The organism is Streptomyces lydicus (assembly GCF_000717345.1).
In the GTDB taxonomy this organism is placed as follows: Bacteria; Actinomycetota; Actinomycetes; order Streptomycetales; family Streptomycetaceae; genus Streptomyces; species Streptomyces lydicus.
This window is the reverse complement of the sequence record NZ_JNZA01000006.1, coordinates 108,262-128,956: the sequence shown is the minus strand read 5'-3', so window position 1 is coordinate 128,956 and position 20,695 is coordinate 108,262. Positions and strand designations below refer to the sequence as shown.

Below are 20,695 nucleotides of genomic sequence, written 5' to 3'. Positions count from 1 at the left end.
TAGTCAGCAACGGCGGTTGCGGTCCTCCAATGCGGCCCGGATCGCCGATCCAAGTGCCCTGCCCACAGGCGGTGGTGAGGCATGCCCGATCTGGCGATAGCGGGCCGTCTTCCGGCCGGCGAATGCCCAATCGGATGGGAAGCCCTGCAGGAGCGCGGCCTGATCGGTCGTGATCCTGACCATCCCGTGGCGGCCGGTATCCGGGGCCCAGACAAAGTCCGGGCCCGGAACCTCGTCCGCCACAGTGCCTCCGTCGACTCCCATTCGGGCCCATGCCTTCTTCGTCCCTGTGGGGCCGAGATCCGCGCCTCCCCGCCTGTCCGACCCACCCACCAAGGTCGGGGCCACGGTGAGCGCCTGGGCCGCCCATCGGTCGGCGTCCCGCCAACCGCCCACCGTCATCGACCGACGCAGGGCCCGCCCCACGGACAGATGTTTACGCACTGTCGGCTCCGGTGGGTGGAAGGCGTCGAAGTACTGCTCCCTCAACGCGACGAGCACTCCTTGCCTCCGATCCTGTGGCACCCCGAAGTCGGCTGCGTTCAGGACGAACCACCGGAAGCGGTAGCCGAGATGGTGGAGCTCTTTCCGGATGAAGTCGCGTATCGGCTCGAAGTCGGGCGCGTTCACCAGACCCGGCACGTTCTCGATGAGCAGGGCCCGGGGCTGGACCGCATGAGCCAGATAGACGGTCGCCTCCAGCAAGCGCAGCTCTGCCTCGGTCTCGTCGTGGGCGACGGTTGCGCCGGACTTCACACGGGGCAGGCCTGCCGACAGCAGATCGACGTCGTAGGTCTCCTGGTACTGACTCGGGGCGAAGTCCAGGAGGTCCGCTTGCAGAACCTGCCACCTCGACCGGTTCGCACGCAGCGTGTCGCAGCTAACTGATTTCTTGTCCAGTAGCAGTACTGGTTCGAAGCCTGCGTGTTCCAACCCCAAAGCCAGTCCGCCCGCCCCTGCGCACACGTCGACGAATCGTAATCCGCTCATCTGCCCCCGCCCTTCCGTCGTTTCCTCCTGTCGCCCTTTCCCGGTCGACAGACGCAGCCACCCGACGCATCACGGCGTCCGGCGACTCGTGTTTTCAGAAGCGCAGCACCGTCCAGCCCTCGGACAGCAGCTGTGCATTCGTCTCCCGGTCCGGCTCCATGTTGCAGTCGAACTCCTCTCGCCACCATTCCGCGTTCGCCTTAGGCCTGGTGGCGTGCTCCGGGCAGCCGTGCCAGAAGCAGCCGCCGATGAGGACGGCCAACTTCGCGCGCGTGGACGCGATGTCAATCTTGCGCCTGGGCATGACCGGCACCGGACAGTGGATCCGATAGCGGTATCCGGCGGCGCGGAGGAGCTGCCACACCACCCGTTCGGCATCGGTTTCCCGGTTGGTCTGCCTGCTCATCCAGGCCGAGACGTCAGGGCTGGAGGGGAGTACAGCACGCCCGGTCCCAGTGTCCTATTTCGTCGCGCCGGTCCACGAGCGCGAAGTCACGCCGAGTGGAGCCCCCGGTGCGGAGGCGAGGGTGCGTCCTCGCCTCGCCGCCTGTGACATGGGGAGCGATCAGGGGCGGACGCGTGACCACGTGGCCAGGTTCGGTTACCCAGTCGGCTGGCAGGTGGGACTCCTCCTCGATCCCCGGGTACAGGACAGAAGCCCCCCGCCGATCGCGGCCAAGGACTCCACGAGCTGATCACCGGAGCCGGGGTTGCCGGCCTCCCGCTTCGTGTCGACGGACCAGGATGACGGCAATGCCGGAGCGACAGCTGGATCGTCCCTGAGCGGGCTGCCCACTCGTGATATCGCCGTTCTATCGGTTCGTCGCGATGGAGCAAGTCTGGTGCAATCCCTGTATCGGCATGGCGGGATGCCGGCTCCACCTAGCGAGCCATGCCCATGTCAGGCCGCCATGGGCAAGCGCCTCATGGCCGGCCTGACCGAGCAGCGGGAAGCGGCAATCGATGTCCACCTCGCGATGCCATCGGGTCGCCGGTGCGCGTCGCGCACGCAAACGGCCCCGGACGAAGAGTCCGAGGCCGAAATAAGACACCTCCCTGGGGAGAAACCCAGGTCAGCACCGCGTGCTCAGAGCCCCCTGTCGGATTCGAACCGACGACCTTCGTTTTACAAGTTCGATCAACGGTCAGGACGCCCGTGGTGCCCGCCGGAGAGGATGGCCACGAGAGGCCGCCCCGGTGTCCCAACGTCTGCTGTGGTTGATGTCAGACGTGGATGTCAGCCAATGAGGAGAGTATGAGAGTTCCAAGCCGCCGTACAGCCCGTCCAGCCACCTCCACCAGATGCGCCGACTATCGCAGGCCGAGACCACGCGGCAGAAGCGCTGGCCATCCTCCTCCCGCTTGCTGAGCACCATGGCGCCAGCCCTGAGGCGACCATCGCACTGGGGGCAGGTCATCGGTTCTTCGTCCGACACGGCGCGCAGCTTGCCCGGGTGCTGGTCACCTGCAAGGCCGTCAGCTTGGGAAGCTGAACGCCATCAGTTCTTGAGGCTCGGCTGGCCACGCAGCCGCTCGCTTTTCCTGCCGAGCGGCAGCATTGGAGTCGGACACGTGGGCATGATGCATCGGTGGACCAGGGGACAGCTGCCGCACTGGGAGCATGCGTGGGTGTTGCCGGGACGTTAGGCACTGGCGTCTTGGCGTATTTCGCTGCTCGGCATCAAATACGCGATCAAGCGAAATTAGAGCACAAGAAAATACTACGCTCAGAACGAAGGGAAGCGTACCGAGAATACTTACGAAGAGTGTGCGAGATTGAGCGTGATATCGAGTTTTTCATGCTTAAGCTTGTTCGACTGAAAGCCGAGCAGGCATCTCCTGAAACATGGCTTGAGGCGTTCGATGACAGTACTGCGCTTAGTGATCGATTGAAGGAATTGAAAGTGCAGTCTACAGATCTTTTGTTGGCAGGGCCGGCCGAACTTGCGCTCCTTGCTGGGCCGGTAATTACCGCCATCAATGAAGAATGGGAGGTCCTGACCGTGGCTGGCATCGGGTTTAGATGGGAGGATGCGGACGAGGAAAAATACCAACAAGTTCGTGCAGCGGCTGGTGAGGCCATTTCCGCCTTGGGCGCGCGTGCATCCGTGATCCTAAACGTGGAACTGTGATGAATTGCAAGTCCCAGTCCCGGCCTTGCCCGCTGCAGAGTTGGCCAGCCCGTGGCGGCCCCCTTCGATGCGGGCTGTTTGGGCCTCAGCCGACGGCAGTCGACCTCGACGACTGAAGGCCTCAGTCACGCTGCTGGTTGCGGTTGAGCAGAGCCAATCCCCGACAGCCGGACTGTGATGACGACCAGGAGGGGCGTCTGTGCTTCAACGCTCTCAGCTTGGGAATCATGGGCTGAATGAGTGCCAATCTGCCCTATGACTTGCAGTGACGCCACTTCGAGCACGGTGCTTTGGTGGACCGTCACGTACCCGAATTCCCCGTGAGTTACCGGGGGCTCGGGCGCACGACGGGCACGCGCACCTTCTGATCCGTAGCTCTATATGGACCGGACGGATCGGAGCCCAGGCCTCGCCCATCATCCAGAATTACGCACATTTTCTTGCTCGTTCTCATTATCTGCAGGCGGCCTCTTGTCCCACGCCACCTCCACCATCACCCCCGCATGCGTGAACCCGTATGTGCCGCTACGCGCACGATTACTACCTACTAGCTCAATTTTTTTGAGACCCATGAACGTGCGAACATCCAACTCCTCAAATGGCCCTGTTTCCTCCAGCGTCCAGGCGAGCACAGGACCAACATTGCCAAAAGTACTTGAATCCTCGGCGCGCATATAACGAACGCAAGTACACCTGGACTCCCAGGTCCCCCCTCTTGGAACTTTCATGTCTGAAACAGATGAGGCAAATTCCCTCTTCGGAGTCATCTTTCCGTCAGCTCTTTTGTACAAAGCGCGCAGCTGAACGACGTCCCAACTTCGGCGCATTTCCACAGGTGCCCTCAGCTCAATAGGTTGAGGGCGAACCGCCAGTTCAAGGCTCTCGATCTCACTATCTGGCGTACCGATCACCGAGGCTGGCACGGCGGGAATTACGACGTCAAGCTTTCCATCCGAAATATTTTGCATTACCGATCGAGTGGTGTATCGCATTCGCACCACCGATTGATCGACATCATGCCAATCCAGCTCAACCCTAATGCTTTGAGTCAAGGTGATCCGGTCATACTCCGCGATGGAATCACTCAGCTTCTTTATGTATTCTTGAGGGGCGGCTACCCCCCAAGAATATCTCAGAGCCTCTGCCGCGATATCCTTAACCAATTGAGCTTTCAGGATGAAATCGACAGTGAGCCCGAGAAAACCTGCAATAAATATGGCCTCCCCCAGAGAGCCTAGGAGCGCGAAATAGGGTTGATGCTCTACTTTTGCACTCGAATGCACAAAGATAAAAGCACCCAGACCACTCAAAGTCGCGATTACCAGAAGGCATCTAAGTATTCCAGATGGCCCTTTACCCCTACTCACATCGACACTCCGAAAGGAGAGGTTTGAAATCCGTAGGTTCCTTTCATTTTCTCCCCAAGAGGGTTATGCTGCAACTCGAACGCAGCATGGGAAGCCTCTCCTACGGCCACTTTTGAAACTTAAGCCAGCGGTACCACCCAGGATCCATCGAATGCGAGCGACCCGCTCCACAGCTGGAAATGTTTACGGCATGCTCCTACTTGCCCAACGGAGGGAAGGTGAGCGGAGCGCCCATGAGGGCTGAGCCACATCGCGGCAGCAGATTGCTCCCCCTCAGCCACCAACTAGGGTGCGGTCCGCTCGCGCTCCTGTATCCGTGACGGTGGCGGTACGGTGGCCCGCCCCTTGCCTGCCTGCATGCCCGGAGCGCTCGGCCCGCTGCCCCCGCTCCTCCCGTAGCCAGCCTTCTTGACGGCGCCAAGACCATGGGCCAGTCGGCAGTGCGCCCGTCACGCAAACCGCTCACCGTTTCCGCCGGCCCGTGAACCTGCGCTTCTCCGCCCGCCCCTACTCCCGGCCTGGTCTTCGTCCCCTTGTGGGCGCGGGCGGCGACGGCGCGCGGCCCGGTGACGAAGGCAAGGAGGGCGGCGCGGCGGCGGCGGCCGGCGCCGCCGCGTGAGCGGCACCTCTGATCTGTGATCTGACTGCTTGCAGTTTCAGGAGGCCGGGGATGTCAACGCTCCTGCGTCAACGTGGCGTGTGCTCCAAACCGCCGCGGGCCGGGTAGCGAGCGGAGCGAGCCTTGATGAAGTAGGGAAAGTTCTATCGCGTCGGCGTCAGCCGCTTGCCGTCATGGCTCCGCACGTGGGGGCCTGCCCCGTCCATGAAGTAGGGAAAGTTCTATCGCGTCGGCGTCAGCCGCTTGCCGTCATGGCTCCGCACGTGGGGGCCTGCCCCGTCCAAGGCGTCCAGGAAGCGGATCGCGTAGACCTCGGACATGGAGTCCGCTACTTCGCCGGGTGTGAGCCAGGTGACTGCTGTCGACTCGCTGGAGGTGCGTTCCTCGCCGCCGACCGGTTTGCAGCGGAAGACCAGGGCGACGATTCCTCGGGTCGTGTTCTTGTAGACCCCGGTGAGCTCGTCGACCTCGACGTGGATGCCCGTTTCTTCCCAGACCTCGCGTCGTACGCCAGCCTCCGGGGTTTCGTTGAGTTCGAGCACTCCGCCCGGGAGTTCCCAAGCGCCGTTGTCTGCCCGTCGGATCGTGAGGAGCTTGCCGTCCTCGCGGACCACGACCCCGGCCACGGACACTGAGTGGAGTGGCGTTGACTGGGCTTCCGAGGCGCTGTTACTCATGTACAGGAGCATAGGAGGCTGGAGAGAACCATGGGAACCGCGGTAGGAGGGGGTAGAGCCGTACCTCGATACGTGCAGATCGCCGACGACATCGTGCAGCAGATCAGGGCTGGGGTGCTCAAGCCCGGCGACATGGTGCCGAGTGAATCCGAGCTGGTCGAGCGCTATGGCGTCGCGGGCGGCACGATCCGGAAGGCGATGGTGGAGGTCCGCGCGAGCGGCCTGGTGGAGACCCGCCACGGCAAGGGCTCGATCGTGAAGGACCGGCCGCCGGTGCGGCACCGTTCCTCCGACCGCTTCCGTCGCTCGCACCGGCAGGGCGGCAAGGCCGCCTACCTGGCCGAGTCGGCGCAGTCGGGCGCCACAGCCAAGGTGAGCGTGCTGTACATCGGGCCGGTGGAGGCTCCGGAGGACGTGGCTGAACGCCTTGGGGTCGATCCTGGCACTCAGGTCCTTGCCCGCCGGCGGCTCTACTTCCGCAACGGCACCCCGGTCGAGACGGCCAGCTCGTACCTGCCGTGGGACGTCGTGAAGGACATCCCTGAGCTCTTTGCCGAGAACCCGGGCGGTGGCGGCATCTACGCCCGACTCGAAGACCACGGGCACGAGTTCGCCGAGTTCGTGGAGACCCTGCAGGCGCGGCCGGCGTCGAAGGCGGAGTCGTCCGAGCTCGCTCTCAGCCCTGGTGCTCCCGTCGTTCATCTCGTCCGGGAGGCGTTGACGACCGAGGGGCGTGTGGTGGAGGTCTGCGACACCCTCATGGCCGCTGACCAGTTCGTTTTCAGCTACCGCATCCCTGCTGCGGACTGACGCTCGCTCAACTTCCCTCAGCCCGCCCCGACTTCTCTGTCCGGGCGGGTTGACTCATGTATAGGAGTCGGGCACTCTTCTTCATGTCACTCATGTACATGAGTGCCGGAGTTCGTCATCTATAGAGGAGTGATCAGCAGTGCGTCAGACTCCCGTCGACACCTCCGCCGCGACCGTGATGGTCGCGAAGCAGCCGCAGATCAAGATCAAGGACCGCCGTACCGGTGAGGTCGCCCTCGACCTCGAGACCGGGGCGAAGCTGATGACCGTGGATGTGATGTTCGCGGCCAACGACGATGTGGAGATCCTCTCCGTCACCGTCCCCGAGACAGGCATCTCCGGTGAGCTGGGCATGGGTGTGCCGGTGGCTCTCACCGGTCTGATCGCCCGTCCCTGGGAGAACGAGTTCAACGGGCAGAAGCGGCACGGCATCGCCTTCCGCGCCGTGGCGGTCACCTCGCTCGCCGCCGGCGGCTCGCAGGCCGAGGCGGCCTGATCATGGCCCGCCTTTCGGTCGTACTGCTGCTGGTCGTCGCCACCGCTCTCGTACTGCGGTGGCGGCGTCCCGCCTGGTACTGGATGACCTTCGGGGTCGTCCTCGCCACGCTGCGGGTCTTAGTCCGCTACGCCTCGGTCATGGACGCCTGTGGACTGACGGTCCCGCCGTCGCGCTGGCGGCTCGCGCTCTCCCGTATGACCGACCGCCCGGCCCCTGAAGCGCGCGCCCCGCGCATCCTCCGTCTCCGGCCCACTCGTACCGGGCTGGTCCTGCGGCTCAAGCTCCGTCCCGGCCAGGACGCTTTCGATGTCTCCGCCGCCACCGACCGACTGCGGCACTCCTTCGGGATGTACGGCGTCACGGCACGGGAGATCCGCTCCGGGGTCATCGAACTGCGGATGACGGGCTACGACGTGCTCCGGCGTGTGCAGATGCCTGCCAAGATTGATCGTGCACCGATGCGCGTACCCGTCGCACTGCGCGAGGACGGGTCGGTCCACTACCGCGACTACCGGGCGGTTCCGCACGGGCTCACGCTCGGGGCCACTGAGTCGGGTAAGTCCGTCTACCAACGGAACCTGGTGGCCGGCCTCGCCGCCCAGGACGTCGCCCTCGTCGGTATCGACTGCAAGCAGGGGGTCGAGCTGTTCCCGCTCGCTCGCCGCTTCTCCGCCCTCGCGGACGATCAGGACACCGCTCTCGAATTGCTCGAAGCGCTGGTGTCGCACATGGAGTCCGTCTACCAACTCGTCCGCGAACAGCAGCGCATCAGCGTGAACGTCCCAGACGCGGAGATCGCTGCCGACATCTGGGACCTGGCCGAGGACTGCGGCCGCCTCCCGTCGTCATCCTGGTGGACGAGGTGGCCGAACTCGCGCTCTTCGCCTCCAAGGAGGAGGAGAAGCGCAGGGACCGGATCATCACCGCGCTCGTCCGCCTGGCCCAGCTCGGCCGTGCGGCCGGCATCTACCTGGAGGTCTGCGGCCAGCGCTTCGGCTCCGAGCTCGGCAAGGGCATCACGATGCTCCGGGCCCAGCTCACCGGCCGCACCGCGCACCGCGTCAACGACGAGACCAGCGCCAACATGGCCTTCGGCGACATCTCCCCGGACGCCGTACTGGCCGCCATCCAGATACCCGCGGACGCTCCCGGCATCGCGGTCGCCGGTGACTCGACCGGTGGCTGGTCCCGCATCCGCGCCCCGCACACGTCGCTTCGTGCGGCGGTCAACCTCTGCAACAAGTACGCCGACCGCACGCCGGATGTGCCTGCGCTCACGCCCTTCCGGCCCGTCGTCGCCTCGTCGGCCTCCGGCGCTCTGACGCTCAACAAGGCGTCCACCGCGACTGCTTGACCCTTTTTCCCCAAGGTTGGCGCTACCTCGACGCGCCAGGTCCCTACCCCCTCCATGCCAGATTCCGGAAGGAGAACCGTCATGGGACGCATCCGCCCGGACGCCGTCCTCGTACAAGCCGTCATCGCCGGAGCGCTCTCCTTCGCCCACCTCCACGATCTGGCCGCCGCTGCCGGGCAGGACGGGTGGAAGGCGTGGGCCTACCCGATCAGCGTCGACCTGCTGCTGGTCGCGGCCTGGCGGCGGCTCCGCGGCGATGGACCATCCCGGCTCGCCTGGAGCTGGTTCGTGATCGCCTTGGTGGCCTCGCTCGGCGCCAACGTCGCAACCGCCGGATTCCTCGACCTCCGGCACCCGCCCGCCTGGCTCCGCTTCGGCATCGCCGGATGGCCGGCACTCGCCTTCCTCGGCGGGACCCTGCTGGCCCATACGGGGAGTGCAGCCGAAGCCGCTGGTCCTGCTCCGTCAGCCAACGTGACTGCGGCACCCGCTCCCGTACCGGTCCCCGTTGCGGTCGCTGAACCTGCGGCCACTGAGTCCGAAGTGGAAGCCGTCGAAGTTCCCGCGGCTCAACCTCGCGCCGAACCGCCCCAGCCCGCGCCCGTACCCGTCCCGGCCGCCCTCGTCGCCCACGCCCGCAAGGTCGCCGACGAACACCGCACCCGGACCGGCGACCCGATCGACACCGACACCCTGCGGACCCGCCTCGGCGTCCCGCCCCAGCTCGCTCACGCCATCGCCGCCCAACTCACCTGATCGCGAAGGAGATCCACCATGCCCGCCCGCGACAACTTCCACTCCCTCATGCGGATCGGCCCCGTACAGATCGGCACCTACCGCGACCGCCACGGCCGCACCAAACACGCCGCCGTCTGCACCGCCGACCGCTGCGGCTGGTCCGCCGACTTCTCCAGCCGCTCGGCCGCCCAGCTCGCCGCCCGTACCCACCGCTGCACCGTCCGCTGACCCGCTGAGGAGACCCCGTGAACGTTCCGCTCTGGCTCGCCCTGATCGTCGTCGGCTACCTCGGCATCAAGCTCATCCGTCCGCCCTGGTGGCTCGTGGCCGTGCTCCTGCTGGGCGGCTACCTCCTCGCCGACAGCTTGCTGGCCCCCGTCATCGACACCGCCGTCAAGTAACGCCTGCAGAAAGGAGATCCGCCGTGCTCCGCCCCAAGGTCCCGACCAACCCGACGCCCACCGGGCTCGTTGTTCCTCTCGCCGTCGAGCCGACCGCCACCGTGCGGCACAGCCCGCCACTGGCCCCGGCCGCTCAGCCCTCGCCCCGCCCCGCGGTTCACCTCACGCCCGCCACCGGGCTCGCCCTCGTCGGCGGCGGCACAGCCGTGGTTCTGATCGTCGGCGCCGTCCTGGTCTCGATGCTCCTCGCGGTCGCCATCACCGGGGCGTCCGTCGCCGTCTGCGCGGTCGTCCTCCGCTCGCTGCTCGCCTCCGGGCGCACGCACCGCTAACCGGCCCCCGGGCGGCCTCAACCGCCAAGTCTCCGCCGCCCGGGCGCCGCGCTCCTGTCCGAACCACACATCCGGAAGGAAGACCCATCATGACCGACCGCACCCACGTCCGTGGGAGGTCGCCCGTGCCTGAGTCGCTCCTCGACCCCACCACCCTCGGCGACCTGCTGAGGGTGGCCTCGGCCCCCGACTACGACCGCTGGGCCGACCAGATCCACCGCACCGGCGGCTGCTCCGACCCGATCCACCTCACCGGCTGGACCCTCACCAAGGACCGCACGTCCGGCGAGACCCTGCACCACTACTCGACCGCGTCCGAACCCGGTGGACGCCTCCGCCTCGCCTGCGGCAACCGCCGCGCCTCCCGCTGCCCGTCCTGCGCCTGGACCTACGCCGGGGACACCTACCGCCTCATCCGCGCCGGCCTGGCCGGAGACGACCGCCGCGACATCCCCGCCACCGTCCGGGGCCACCCCCGCGTCTTCACCACTCTCACCGCGCCCTCCTTCGGCCCCGTGCACAACCGACCCGACCGAGGCGCCTGCCGCTGCGGCACACACCACCGCACGGACGATCCGGTGCTCGGCACCGCGCTGGACCCCGAGACGTACGACTACGCCGCCGCCGTCCTGTTCAACAACCACGCGGGCGACCTCTGGCAACGCTTCACCACCCGCCTCCGCCGCGAACTGGCCGCCCGCGCCGGCCTCACCCAACGCGACCTCAAGGAATCGGCCCGCCTCTCCTACGGCAAGGTCGCCGAGTTCCAGAAGCGCGGCGCCCTCCACTTCCACGCGGTGATCCGCATCGACGGACCGGACGGCCCCGGCACACCACCTCCCTCCTGGGCGAGCGTCGACCTGCTCACCGAGTCGATCCGCGCCGCCGCCGCACACTCATACACCTCGGTCACGGCCCCGGCCGCCAGAGACCAGCCCGCCCGTACCTTCCGCTGGGGCACACAGCTGGATGTTCGACCCATCAAGGCGTTCGGCGACGGCTCCGACATCACAGAACAGGCGGTGGCCTCCTACGTGGCCAAGTACGCGACCAAGGCCGCCGAGACCACCGGCACCCTCGACCGGCGCATCGGCGAACTCGCCGAGCTGGACCACCACCAGGTCCCCGAACACACCCGCCGCCTGATCACCACATGCAAGACCCTGGACCCGCTCTACCCGGACCGCCGCCTCTGGGCCTGGGCCCACATGCTCGGCTTCCGCGGCCACTTCTCCTCCAAGTCCCGCCACTACTCGACGACCCTCGGCGAACTGCGCGCGGCCCGCGCCGACTTCCGCGCCGCCCAGGAACGCGAAGCCGTCGGCCTCAAACCCCCGGAGCCGGACACCGTCCTCGTCCTGACCGACTGGCAGTACGCCGGCCACGGTCACACCCCCGGCGAGGCGGCCCTCGCCGCCACCATCGCCCGCGACATCCAGACCAACCGCGAAACCGCACGCGAAGCCCGCGCCGAACTCGAAGCCAAGGAGGACTGGACATGACCACCGACACCAGCCAGTTGCTGACCGTTCCCGAGGTCATGGCACAGCTCAAGTTCGGCCGCTCCAAGGTGTACGACCTGATCCGCTCCAAGCGCCTCGCCTCGATCACCGAAGGCCGCTGCCGCCGTATCCCCGAAAACGCCCTGCAGGACTACATCCGCGACCGGATCGAGGAGGCGGCCTGATGGCGCAGCAACGCAAGCGCAACCCCAACGGCGCCGGCACCATCACCAAGCGCAAGGACGGCCGCTACCAGGCCGCCGTCTACGTCCTCCAGCCCGACGGCACCCGCGCCCGCAAGTTCGCCTACGGCAAGACCTGGGCCGAGTGCGACGCCAAGCGCCGTGAACTCCTCGACAAGGTCGACCAGGGCGTCCCCGTCCCCACCCGCTCAGCCAAGCTCGCCGAGTGGCTGCCGTACTGGCTGGATAACGTGATCAAGCCGAACCGGAAGCGCAGCACGTACAGCAAGTACGCGATGCACGTGCGGCTCTACCTTGTGCCCCTGCTCGGCACGAAGCGACTGGAGACCCTCGGCCCGCGCCACGTCCGGGTGTTCCTCGTTGACGTGACCCGTAAGTCCTCCGCGGCGACGGCCAAGGAAGCTCACCGCGTGCTCCGTACGGCTCTGACGGCAGCCACCCGGGAGGAGTTGGTCACGCGCAACGTTGCCTCGCTCGTGGAGGCACCCAAGGTCGTCAGCCGCGAGACCACGCCCTGGACACTGGACGAGACGCTGACGTTCCTGGAAGAGGCGCGCCGCGATCCGCTCTACGCGGCCTTCGTCCTCGCCATCGCCATGGGCCTGCGCCGCGGTGAGGTCCTCGGGCTGCGCTGGTCGGACGTGGATTTCGACGGGCGCGTGATCCGCATCAGCAACCAGGTGCAGCGCATCGGTGGCGAGCTGTACCAGGACACCACCAAGACCGGGAAGATCCGCCCCGTACCGCTGCCCCTGATCTGCCTGGCCGCGCTCCGCTGGCACCGGCTCCGCCAGACTCACGAGGCAGAGAAGCGAGGCACCGCGCTGAGCGCAGCCGGCCTCGTCTTCACCACCCGCTCCGGCCGCCCGATCGAGCCGCGAAACCTGAACCGTTCCTTCTCCCGGCTCACCGCCTCCGCCGGTCTCCGCAGCATCCGTCTCCACGACGCCCGACACGGCTGCGCCACCCTGCTCACCGCGGCCGGCGTCGCCCCTCGCGTACTGATGGAGATCCTCGGCCACAGCCAGATCAGCATGACCATGGACGTCTACACCCACGTCGCCCAGGACACCCAGCGGGAAGCGATCAGCCACATGGATCGACTGCTGAAGCGGCGGATCGCTCGTGAGTGATCACTGACGGCGTTGATGTCACCCGTAGATGTCAGAAGCCCCAGGCCACATCCGGCCCGGGGCTTCTTCCCTGTTCAAGCTGAGAGCCCCCTGTCGGATTCGAACCGACGACCTTCGCTTTACAAGAGCGGTGCTCTGGCCAGCTGAGCTAAGGAGGCGTGCGTGAAGAAGTGTACCCAGGCGCGCCGGGTGCCGGGCTCCTGAATTTGATGAGTGCTGGGCTACTGACAGCGGGGCCCGCCGAGGGTAGCGTCACGGGACGGTCCACATCAGTGGACTACACCACTCCTTTTACTCGGATCGTCCGGCACGTTCCTGCCGGTGAAGGGATTCTCACCATGGCTACGGTCACGTATGACCAGGCAACCCGTATCTACCCGGGTACCGACAAGCCCGCCGTCGACAAGTTGGACATCGCCATCGAGGACGGCGAGTTCCTCGTCCTGGTCGGCCCCTCCGGATGTGGCAAGTCCACCTCGCTGCGGATGCTCGCGGGGCTGGAGGACGTCGACGGAGGCGCCATCCGCATCGGGGACCGCGATGTCACCCACCTTCCGCCCAAGGACCGGGACATCGCCATGGTGTTCCAGAACTACGCGCTCTACCCGCACATGACGGTCGCCGACAACATGGGCTTCGCGCTCAAGATCGCCGGCGTACCGAAGGCCGAGATCCGGCAGAAGGTCGAGGACGCGGCCAAGATCCTGGACCTGACCGAGTACCTGGGGCGCAAGCCCAAGGCGCTGTCCGGTGGCCAGCGGCAGCGCGTCGCGATGGGCCGCGCGATCGTCCGTGAGCCGCAGGTCTTCCTGATGGACGAGCCGCTGTCCAACCTGGACGCGAAGCTGCGCGTGCAGACCCGTACCCAGATCGCGGGGCTCCAGCGCCGGCTCGGGATCACCACGGTCTACGTCACCCACGACCAGGTCGAGGCCATGACCATGGGCGACCGGGTCGCGGTCCTCAAGGACGGGCTGCTCCAGCAGGTCGACTCGCCGCGGAACATGTACGACCGCCCGGCCAACCTCTTCGTCGCCGGCTTCATCGGCTCGCCCGCCATGAACCTCGTCGAGGTCCCGATCACCGACGGCGGCGTGAAGTTCGGCAACAGCGTCGTGCCGGTCAACCGCGAGGCGCTCACCGCCGCCGCCGACAAGGGCGACCGTACGGTCACCGTGGGCGTGCGCCCGGAGCACTTCGACATCGTCGAGCAGAACGGCGACGCCGCGAAGTCGCTGTCCAAGGAGACCGCGGACGCGCCGGCCGGCCTGGCCGTCACCGTCAACGTCGTCGAGGAACTCGGCGCCGACGGCTACGTGTACGGCACCGCGGAGGTCGGCGGCGAGGTCAAGGACCTGGTCGTACGGGTCAACGGCCGCCAGGTCCCGGACAAGGGCACCCGGCTGCACGTCGTTCCGCGGCCGGGCGAGACGCACGTCTTCTCGACGTCGTCCGGGGAGCGCCTCACCGACTGAGGCTCCAACGGGACGCGGGACACGGGCACGGGACACGCTGAGGCGCTGATCGCGCTGACGCGTTGACCGTCCATTGCTTGAGTGTGGCAACGGCGGCGGTGCGGGGTAGTACCCCGCCCCGCCGCCGTTGCCACTTCCACGGGCACATGTCCGCGCAATCTATGGCACATAACGGCACTTTTCTTACCAGTGCGTCAACATCACAACCTCACCGACGAGCCATTGCGTCCCCCGATAAGGTGACCAAATGTCGCCAAATCATCACTCCTCGCTACCATCTCGAGCGTGAACTCCGCAGCCCGCCGCATCGGCAGAACTCTCGCCCTGGTCCTCCCCGTCGTTCTTGTGCTCTCCGGGACCCTCGCAGTCACCCGCGTCCCCTGGGCGACGGTGACCTCCACCGACTCACAGATGCTGACCGCCTCCTCCGGGAAGGCTTCCACCAAGGCCGGCCCGCGCCGCCCCGAGGACGCCCTGCGCAAGCGCCTGTTGGTCGAACTCCAGCAGAAGGACCCCGGCGTCGCCCTGACCCACCTCCAGGAGGCGACCACCAAGCGGCCCTCGCTGGCCAAGTTCTGCGTCCCCATCGCCCGCGCTCTCGGCCGTGCCGCGGTCGCCAAGTACGGCGCAGCGCACCGCGCCCAGGCGTACTCCCGCCCGGTCTGCGACACCTCCTTCGCCAGCGGCGTGGCCGACGTCGACACCCCGTGATCGCCGTGCACGCCCCACAGTGACCTTCGCTCGCCCCACATCTCGCACCGCATAGGGTGCGATCCATGACAGGCGCCCAGCATTCACACCCCACGCAGGCCGTGGTCCTGGCCGGCGGCCAGGGCTCACGTCTCCGCCCGTACACCGATGACCGCCCCAAGCCGATGGTCGAGATTCCCGGCACCGGAACCCCGATCATCGGCCACCAACTGAACTGGCTGGCCGACGAGGGCGTCACGGACGTCGTCATCTCCTGCGGCCACCTCGCCGAGGTGCTCCAGGACTGGCTCTCCCAGGCCCAACTCCCCTTGCACGTCACGACGGTTGTCGAACACGAGCCGCTGGGACGCGGCGGCGGCCTCAAGTACGCGGCCAGCTCGCTGCCCCGCCCGGACGAGCCCTGGTACGCCACCAACGGGGACATCTGGACCCGCTTCCCGCTCCGCGAAATGGCGGCCTTCCACGAAGAGCGCGACGCCCAGGCCACCCTGGCGCTGGCCCGCCCCCGCATCCCGTGGGGCGTCGTGGAGACCGACGCCTTCGGCCACGTACTCGACTTCATCGAGGCGCCGCCCTCCCCGTATCTGATCAACGCCGGCGTGTACGTCTTCTCCGCCGCCTTCACGGCCCTGCTCCCCGACCGCGGCGACCACGAGCGCACCACCTTCCCCCGCCTCGCCCGCGAACGCCGCCTGGCCGGCTTCCCCCTCCCCCACGGCGCCTACTGGCGCGCCATCGACACCGCCAAGGACCTCACCGAGGCGGCCAGGGAACTGGGCACACAGGCACGTTGAGGCGCCGTGCGCCGCCGCTGACGGTCGGCGGGCCACCGTACGCTGGCGTCCGCCGTCGACGGCTGCCGTCCGCCGCCGCGGGGGCCAGGGCGCGCTGTGAGGGTCTGTGAGGGCTCGGTGGCAGTCCTACGCGCCTGCCGGACTCTCGTAGCGCTCTCGGGCCCCGTACGGCCTTCAGCAATCGCCGTTGCCTTAGCCCTCGCGGCGGCACCGCCCCCCCCCGCAAGCCGTGCTCCGTACGGCCACGGCAACGACCGCCCGCACCCGAACGTCTACGGCACCCGCGCAAGCCGCCGCCGTACGGCCACGGCCACGGCCCGTAGCCCCCACCCCCTACGCCCAGGCCCGCCCGTACCCCACCCCTCTAGGCCCGCACCCGCACCACCTCTCCACCAGGGGCGCTGCGCGCACTCCCCCGCCCGCCCGCGCACATACACCCGCCCACCCCCCGAAGGGGGGTGGGCGGCGGGGAAAAACCAGAAGGCGGGGCAAAACCAGAAGCAGCGAGGCCAAACCAGAAGAGTCGGGCGGCAGGAAACCGGACGGGAGATCAGACGGGAGATCAGACGGAAACCGGCCGGGAGATCGGACGGGAACCCGGACCGGAGACCAGCCTCGCCCCCCGCCCCTCCCCCTCCCCCCTCTCAGCCCAGCAAGCCTCCCAACGTGCTGCCCCGGCCGCCGGAGTCGCCGGAGCCGTTGGAGCCGGAGGAGTCCGTGCCGGTGGTGCCGCCGCCTGTGCCGCCCGCCGAGGGGACGTGGGTGGTGGGGGCGGGGGCGCGGGTCGGGACGGTTTGCTGGGGGGCGCTGGTGGTGGCGCCGGGCTGCTGGGAGAGGCCGCTGGAGGTGCCCGTGGAGTGGCCGGTGCCCGGGGCCGGCGCGGTCGGGGTGCCGGGCTTGTGGGCCTTGTGGGAGGCATCCGCGGAGGGCGTCCCGGGGCGGGGCGCGGTGCTGCCGGTGTGCCGCTGGCCGGGGCGGGTGGCGCTCTTGCCGGGGCGGGGCAGCGGCGAGCCGGGCAGGTTGTTGATCGCGGGCTCGCCGGGGCGCGGCACGTTCGCGACCGTGGCGGACCGTACGGCGCCGCCGAGCAGCGAGCCGATGAGCAGGGTCAGGCCGGTCACCACCGCGGTCATGATGGCGCCGCGGCGCAGTACCCGGCGGCGCAGGTCGGCGACCTCGACGCGGGGGCCGAGCCGCCGCCACGCCTCGCCGGCCAGCCGGCCGTCCATGGAGTAGACGGGCGCGCCCGCGATGATCAGCGGGCTCCAGGCGGCGAGGTAGATGATGTCGGGGGCGTCGTAGGCGGGGACCGTACGCCAGCTGACGGTCATCAGCAGTGCCGCCGAGAGCAGCGCGCCGATCGACGCGGCGACGCGCTGCCACAGGCCGCAGATGGTCAGGACGCCGACGACGACCTGGAGGAAGGCCACCGTCAGGCCGGCGCCGACGGGGTGGGCCACCGCGAAGTCGCGCAGCGGCACGGCCAGCGCCCAGGGGTCGAGCGACATCAGCCAGGTGACCATCGAGCCCCGCTCGCCGCCGTCGAAGTACACGGGGTCGCAGAGCTTGCCCATGCCGGCGTAGACGGAGATCAGGCCGAGGAAGATGCGCAGCGGGAGGAGGACGACGCCGAGGTTCATGCGGCGGCCGGGGTAGTACGCGTGGCGCACCGAGTCGGGGGTGCGGCGCCGGGAGCCGGCCTCGTAGGGGTCGCGGGCCTCGAAGTGGTCGTCTTCGTAGCCGTCGTCGTCCGGCCCGCGGCCCCCGTAGGCGTGGCGGGGGAGGTGATCGCTGTACGCGCTGCCCACGGGCCGTACGCCGCGCAGCAGGGGGCTGTCGGGTTCGGTGGGGCCGCGCTGGCCGATCACGGTCTGGGCGGGGGCGGCGTCGTCGAGGCGGATCCGCGGCAGGACCTGGGTCGTGCCGACGTCCTCGCCCTGGCCGCCGTCGAGGCCGATGCCCGCGTCGCGCACCGCGTGCAGGAGCTGGGTGGTGGCGCCGGCCGTGCCGCCCGGTTCGGTGCGGCCGCTCCACACCACGGGCGCCCGGCGTCTGGCACCGGGGGACGAGCCCCGGACGGCGGGGATGCGCGCGGTGTCCGCCATGGCGGCGGCCGCCGAGGGCGTGGCGAGCTGTACCCGGAAGCTGGCGTGGTTGACGATGACCTGCGCGGGATCGCACGGGACCTTGACCGAGCTCAGGCCCGGCTCGTCATCGAAGCCCGGCGAGCGTCCCCCCGGAGGCGTGCGGGGTGTTCTGGTGTCCACGCTCATCTAACCGAGTGACTCGCGTTTAAGACACTGCCTTGACCGGGCCGATCTGTCCGAGACCCGTCAAAAGATCACGGGATACGGAGAAGTCATACGGAGGGTCAGGTTTTGCCCCGAGGTGCGGTACGTGCGGACGTACCAGCCCCGGGGCACACCGTTCAGCCGCGGCGCCGCGCGGCCTCCCACAGGACGACACCGGCCGCGACACCGGCGTTCAGGGACTCCGCACCGCCCGGCATCGGGATCCGTACGCGCAGATCGCAGGTCTCGCCGACCAGCCGCGACAGGCCCTTGCCCTCGCTGCCGACGACGATGACTACCGGGCCGTCCAGGACCTCCAGGTCCTGCAGCTCCATGTCACCGTCCGCGGCCAGGCCGACGACCGTCAGTCCGGCCTTCTGGTACGACTCCAGGGTGCGGGTGAGGTTGGTGGCGCGGGCGACCGGCGTGCGGGCCGCGGCGCCCGCCGAGGTCTTCCAGGCACCGGCCGTCATCCCGGCCGCCCGGCGCTCGGGCACGACCACGCCGTGGCCGCCGAACGCGGAGACGGACCGGACGACCGCACCCAGGTTGCGCGGGTCGGTGACGCCGTCCAGCGCGACGATCAGCGGGTCCTCGCCGGCGTCGAACGCGGCCGCGGCCAGGTCCTCGGGGTGCGCGTAGTCGTACGGGGGGATCTGCGCGACCAGGCCCTGGTGGTTGAGCCCGTTGGTCATGCGGTCCAGCTCGGGGCGCGGGGCCTCCATGAGGTTCATGCCGCGGTCCGCGGCGAGCTGGAGGGCCTCGCGGACCCGCTCGTCGCTGTCGATGAACTGCTGCACGTACAGCGTCGTCGCGGGCACGCCCTCGCGCAGCGCCTCGACGACCGGGTTACGGCCGACGACCAGCTCGGCGGTGCCCTTGGGTCCGCCCCGGCGCGGGGCCGGGCGCTTGGCGCTCTGCTTCGCCTTGGCGTTGGCGACGCGGTTCTTGACGTGTCCCTTACGCGCGGAGGCGGGCGGGGTCGGGCCCTTGCCCTCCAGGCCCCGGCGCCGCTTGCCGCCGCTGCCGACCTGCGCGCCCTTCTTGTTGGACGTGCGGCGGTTCCTGCGCTGGCTGTTGCCGGCCATGGGTCACCTGTTTCTTCACTGCTCTCGACGTCTCGCGACGTGGAGTGGGTACGTACGTATGGATTGAGTGTCGCCCGTAGCCACCGGGATGGGCGAATCCGGGTGGCCGGCCGCGGGCACGACGGGGGTCAGGACAGCGACCAGCGGGGGCCCGACGGGGTGTCCTCGATCGACAGTCCCGACTGCTGGAGCTGGTCGCGGATGGCGTCGGCGGTGGCGTAGTCCTTGCGGGCGCGGGCCGCCTGCCGCTGGTCGAGGACGAGGCGTACGAGCGAGTCCACGACGCCGTGCAGGGCCTCGCCACGGCCCGAGGAATCGGTGCCGCCGCCGGCCCAGCGCTCGTCGAGCGGGTCGAGGCCCAGCACGCCGAGCATCGCCCGCAGCTCGGCCAGGCGGGCCACCGTCGATTCCTTGTCGTCGGCGGTCAGCGCGGAGTTGCCCTGGCGGACGGTGGTGTGCACGATCGCCAGCGCCTGCGGGACGCCCAGGTCGTCGTCCATCGCCTCGGCGAAGGCCGGCGGGACCTCGGGCGCGGGCTCGACGGAGCCGACCTTCTCGACGGCGCGCTGGACGAAGCCCTCGATCCGCGCGAACGCGGCCTCGGCCTCGCGGAGCGCGTCCTCGCTGTACTCGATCATCGAGCGGTAGTGCGGGGTGCCCAGGTAGTAGCGCAGCACGATCGGGCGCCAGCGCTTGACCATCTCCGAGACCAGCAGGGAGTTGCCCAGCGACTTGGACATCTTCTCGCCGCTCATGGTGACCCAGGCGTTGTGGGTCCAGTACGCGGCGAAGTCGTCGCCGTACGCCCTGGCCTGCGCGATCTCGTTCTCGTGGTGCGGGAAGACGAGGTCGACGCCGCCGCCGTGGATGTCGAAGGCGGAGCCCAGGTACTTGTGGGCCATCGCCGAGCACTCCAGGTGCCAGCCGGGCCGGCCGCGGCCCCAGGGGGTCTCCCAGCTGGGCTCGCCCTCCTTGGCGGCCTTCCACATGGCGAAGTCGCGCGGGTCCCGCTTGCCGGTCTCGCCCTCGCCGGACGGCTGGAGGAGGTTGTCCAACTCCTGGTTGGACAGCTGGAGATAGCCGGGGAAGGACTTCACGTCGAAGTAGACGTTGCCGTCGGCGGCGTAGGCGTGGCCGCGCTCGATCAGGCCGCGCATCATCTCGATCATCTCGGGGATGTGGCCGGTGGCGCGGGGCTCGTAGGTCGGGCGCAGGCAGCCGAGGGCGTCGTAGGCCGTGTTGAAGGCGACCTCGTTCTCGTAGCCGAGCGACCACCACGGGCGGCCCTGCTCGGCCGACTTGGCGATGATCTTGTCGTCGATGTCCGTGACGTTGCGCACGAACGTCACGTCGTAGCCGCGGTAGGCGAACCAGCGGCGCATGATGTCGAAGTTCAGCCCCGACCTGATGTGCCCGATGTGCGGGGCGGCCTGCACGGTCGCACCACACAGGTAGATCGAGACGCAGCCCGGCGTGAGCGGGGTGAAGTCGCGAATCTGCCGGGCGCTGGTGTCGTACAGGCGAATCGTCACGGAACCAGGGTAGTCGGAACCCGGCAGTGCCCCGCGACGCATGGGCC

The 20,695-nt window shown here is 68.4% G+C and carries 20 protein-coding genes, 1 tRNA gene and 1 pseudogene; 14 read left to right on the top strand and 8 right to left on the bottom strand.

What is annotated here, in order from left to right; translation table 11 throughout:
* Nucleotides 1-3 precede the first annotated feature (3 nt).
* Entirely contained in the window at nt 4-990 is a 987-nt protein-coding gene (locus tag OO62_RS07095) for a DNA cytosine methyltransferase (protein ID WP_033266368.1), read from the bottom strand.
* A 94-nt stretch (nt 991-1,084) separates the two neighbouring features.
* Nucleotides 1,085-1,396 (bottom strand): hypothetical protein, encoded by a 312-nt coding sequence (locus tag OO62_RS36365; RefSeq protein ID WP_078617050.1) that lies wholly within the window; start codon nt 1,394-1,396, stop codon nt 1,085-1,087.
* A 1,360-nt stretch (nt 1,397-2,756) separates the two neighbouring features.
* Here OO62_RS36365 and OO62_RS39510 point away from each other — a divergent pair.
* Nucleotides 2,757-3,122 (top strand): hypothetical protein, encoded by a 366-nt coding sequence (locus tag OO62_RS39510; RefSeq protein WP_129322848.1) that lies wholly within the window; start codon nt 2,757-2,759, stop codon nt 3,120-3,122.
* A gap of 416 nt (nt 3,123-3,538) precedes the next feature.
* Here the strand turns inward: OO62_RS39510 and OO62_RS39505 are convergent, their stop codons facing one another.
* Together OO62_RS39505 and OO62_RS07085 are read right to left on the bottom strand one after the other, a co-directional pair.
* On the bottom strand, nt 3,539-4,432 hold the full coding sequence (locus OO62_RS39505) for a hypothetical protein (RefSeq protein ID WP_129322847.1): 894 nt from the start codon (nt 4,430-4,432) through the stop codon (nt 3,539-3,541).
* An 897-nt stretch (nt 4,433-5,329) separates the two neighbouring features.
* Nucleotides 5,330-5,797: an NUDIX hydrolase gene (locus OO62_RS07085; protein ID WP_033266367.1), complete on the bottom strand. Its 468-nt coding sequence runs from the start codon at nt 5,795-5,797 to the stop codon at nt 5,330-5,332.
* A gap of 18 nt (nt 5,798-5,815) precedes the next feature.
* Here OO62_RS07085 and OO62_RS07080 point away from each other — a divergent pair, with 18 nt between their 5' ends.
* The 10 genes and pseudogenes from OO62_RS07080 (at nt 5,816) to OO62_RS07040 (ending at nt 12,757) form a co-directional block, all read left to right on the top strand.
* Entirely contained in the window at nt 5,816-6,595 is a 780-nt protein-coding gene (locus OO62_RS07080; protein WP_051732823.1) for a GntR family transcriptional regulator, read from the top strand.
* A 139-nt stretch (nt 6,596-6,734) separates the two neighbouring features.
* The gene (locus OO62_RS07075) at nt 6,735-7,091 is read left to right on the top strand and encodes an SCO3933 family regulatory protein (protein WP_033266365.1); all 357 of its coding nucleotides are present in this window, start codon (nt 6,735-6,737) and stop codon (nt 7,089-7,091) included.
* Between the two features lie 2 nt (nt 7,092-7,093).
* Nucleotides 7,094-8,448, top strand: a pseudogene (locus OO62_RS36360) (FtsK/SpoIIIE domain-containing protein).
* Between the two features lie 81 nt (nt 8,449-8,529).
* Entirely contained in the window at nt 8,530-9,204 is a 675-nt protein-coding gene (locus OO62_RS07065; protein WP_033266364.1) for a DUF2637 domain-containing protein, read from the top strand.
* Between the two features lie 18 nt (nt 9,205-9,222).
* Nucleotides 9,223-9,414, top strand: coding sequence for a mobile element transfer protein (locus OO62_RS07060; protein WP_033266363.1), 192 nt, complete (start codon nt 9,223-9,225; stop codon nt 9,412-9,414).
* Nucleotides 9,415-9,431: 17 nt separating this feature from the next.
* A complete protein-coding gene (locus OO62_RS38845) occupies nt 9,432-9,587 on the top strand; it encodes a hypothetical protein (RefSeq protein WP_106974817.1) in 156 nt (51 codons plus the stop codon).
* 23 nt (nt 9,588-9,610) lie between these two features.
* Nucleotides 9,611-9,919, top strand: a complete 309-nt coding sequence (locus tag OO62_RS07055) for a hypothetical protein (protein ID WP_033266362.1) — start codon at nt 9,611-9,613, stop codon at nt 9,917-9,919.
* A gap of 89 nt (nt 9,920-10,008) precedes the next feature.
* Entirely contained in the window at nt 10,009-11,421 is a 1,413-nt protein-coding gene (repSA, locus tag OO62_RS07050) for a replication initiator protein RepSA (RefSeq protein WP_033266361.1), read from the top strand.
* A complete protein-coding gene (locus OO62_RS07045; RefSeq protein ID WP_033266360.1) occupies nt 11,418-11,606 on the top strand; it encodes a helix-turn-helix domain-containing protein in 189 nt (62 codons plus the stop codon). Before repSA ends, OO62_RS07045 begins: the two co-directional genes overlap by 4 nt.
* Nucleotides 11,606-12,757, top strand: a complete 1,152-nt coding sequence (locus OO62_RS07040; RefSeq protein ID WP_033266359.1) for a tyrosine-type recombinase/integrase — start codon at nt 11,606-11,608, stop codon at nt 12,755-12,757. The genes OO62_RS07045 and OO62_RS07040 overlap by 1 nt, the downstream gene beginning before the upstream one ends.
* An 84-nt stretch (nt 12,758-12,841) precedes the next feature.
* Here the strand turns inward: OO62_RS07040 and OO62_RS07035 are convergent.
* Nucleotides 12,842-12,915, bottom strand: a tRNA-Thr gene (locus OO62_RS07035).
* 180 nt (nt 12,916-13,095) lie between these two features.
* On the opposite strand from OO62_RS07035, the gene OO62_RS07030 reads away from it, so the two are divergent.
* The 3 genes from OO62_RS07030 (at nt 13,096) to OO62_RS07020 (ending at nt 15,737) form a co-directional block, all read left to right on the top strand.
* Complete coding sequence (locus tag OO62_RS07030; protein WP_033266358.1) at nt 13,096-14,232, top strand: ABC transporter ATP-binding protein; 1,137 nt, start codon at nt 13,096-13,098, stop codon at nt 14,230-14,232.
* Nucleotides 14,233-14,517: 285 nt separating this feature from the next.
* On the top strand, nt 14,518-14,943 hold the full coding sequence (locus tag OO62_RS07025; protein WP_033266357.1) for a hypothetical protein: 426 nt from the start codon (nt 14,518-14,520) through the stop codon (nt 14,941-14,943).
* A gap of 65 nt (nt 14,944-15,008) precedes the next feature.
* On the top strand, nt 15,009-15,737 hold the full coding sequence (locus OO62_RS07020; RefSeq protein ID WP_033266356.1) for a nucleotidyltransferase family protein: 729 nt from the start codon (nt 15,009-15,011) through the stop codon (nt 15,735-15,737).
* Nucleotides 15,738-16,381: 644 nt separating this feature from the next.
* Here OO62_RS07020 and OO62_RS07015 read toward each other — a convergent pair.
* From OO62_RS07015 to cysS, 3 genes are all read right to left on the bottom strand, one after another.
* Nucleotides 16,382-18,010 (bottom strand): DoxX family protein, encoded by a 1,629-nt coding sequence (locus OO62_RS07015; protein ID WP_033266355.1) that lies wholly within the window; start codon nt 18,008-18,010, stop codon nt 16,382-16,384.
* Nucleotides 18,011-18,165: 155 nt separating this feature from the next.
* Nucleotides 18,166-19,116 carry a 23S rRNA (guanosine(2251)-2'-O)-methyltransferase RlmB gene (gene rlmB, locus OO62_RS07010; RefSeq protein WP_033266354.1) on the bottom strand — a complete coding sequence of 317 codons (951 nt, stop codon included), beginning with the start codon at nt 19,114-19,116 and terminating at the stop codon, nt 18,166-18,168.
* Between the two features lie 128 nt (nt 19,117-19,244).
* The gene (cysS, locus tag OO62_RS07005) at nt 19,245-20,648 is read right to left on the bottom strand and encodes a cysteine--tRNA ligase (RefSeq protein WP_033266444.1); all 1,404 of its coding nucleotides are present in this window, start codon (nt 20,646-20,648) and stop codon (nt 19,245-19,247) included.
* Between the last annotated feature and the right edge of the window lie 47 nt (nt 20,649-20,695).

Bases quoted from the DNA above. Each gene is read 5' to 3' on its own strand.
- OO62_RS07095 (WP_033266368.1), bottom strand. From the start codon at position 990: ATGAGCGGATTACGATTCGTCGACGTGTGCGCAGGGGCGGGCGGACTG.
- OO62_RS36365 (WP_078617050.1), bottom strand. From the start codon at position 1,396: ATGAGCAGGCAGACCAACCGGGAAACCGATGCCGAACGGGTGGTGTGG.
- OO62_RS07085 (WP_033266367.1), bottom strand. From the start codon at position 5,797: ATGCTCCTGTACATGAGTAACAGCGCCTCGGAAGCCCAGTCAACGCCA.
- OO62_RS07080 (WP_051732823.1), top strand. From the start codon at position 5,816: ATGGGAACCGCGGTAGGAGGGGGTAGAGCCGTACCTCGATACGTGCAG.
- OO62_RS07065 (WP_033266364.1), top strand. From the start codon at position 8,530: ATGGGACGCATCCGCCCGGACGCCGTCCTCGTACAAGCCGTCATCGCC.
- OO62_RS07060 (WP_033266363.1), top strand. From the start codon at position 9,223: ATGCCCGCCCGCGACAACTTCCACTCCCTCATGCGGATCGGCCCCGTA.
- repSA (WP_033266361.1), top strand. From the start codon at position 10,009: ATGACCGACCGCACCCACGTCCGTGGGAGGTCGCCCGTGCCTGAGTCG.
- OO62_RS07045 (WP_033266360.1), top strand. From the start codon at position 11,418: ATGACCACCGACACCAGCCAGTTGCTGACCGTTCCCGAGGTCATGGCA.
- OO62_RS07040 (WP_033266359.1), top strand. From the start codon at position 11,606: ATGGCGCAGCAACGCAAGCGCAACCCCAACGGCGCCGGCACCATCACC.
- OO62_RS07030 (WP_033266358.1), top strand. From the start codon at position 13,096: ATGGCTACGGTCACGTATGACCAGGCAACCCGTATCTACCCGGGTACC.
- OO62_RS07020 (WP_033266356.1), top strand. From the start codon at position 15,009: ATGACAGGCGCCCAGCATTCACACCCCACGCAGGCCGTGGTCCTGGCC.
- OO62_RS07015 (WP_033266355.1), bottom strand. From the start codon at position 18,010: ATGAGCGTGGACACCAGAACACCCCGCACGCCTCCGGGGGGACGCTCG.
- rlmB (WP_033266354.1), bottom strand. From the start codon at position 19,116: ATGGCCGGCAACAGCCAGCGCAGGAACCGCCGCACGTCCAACAAGAAG.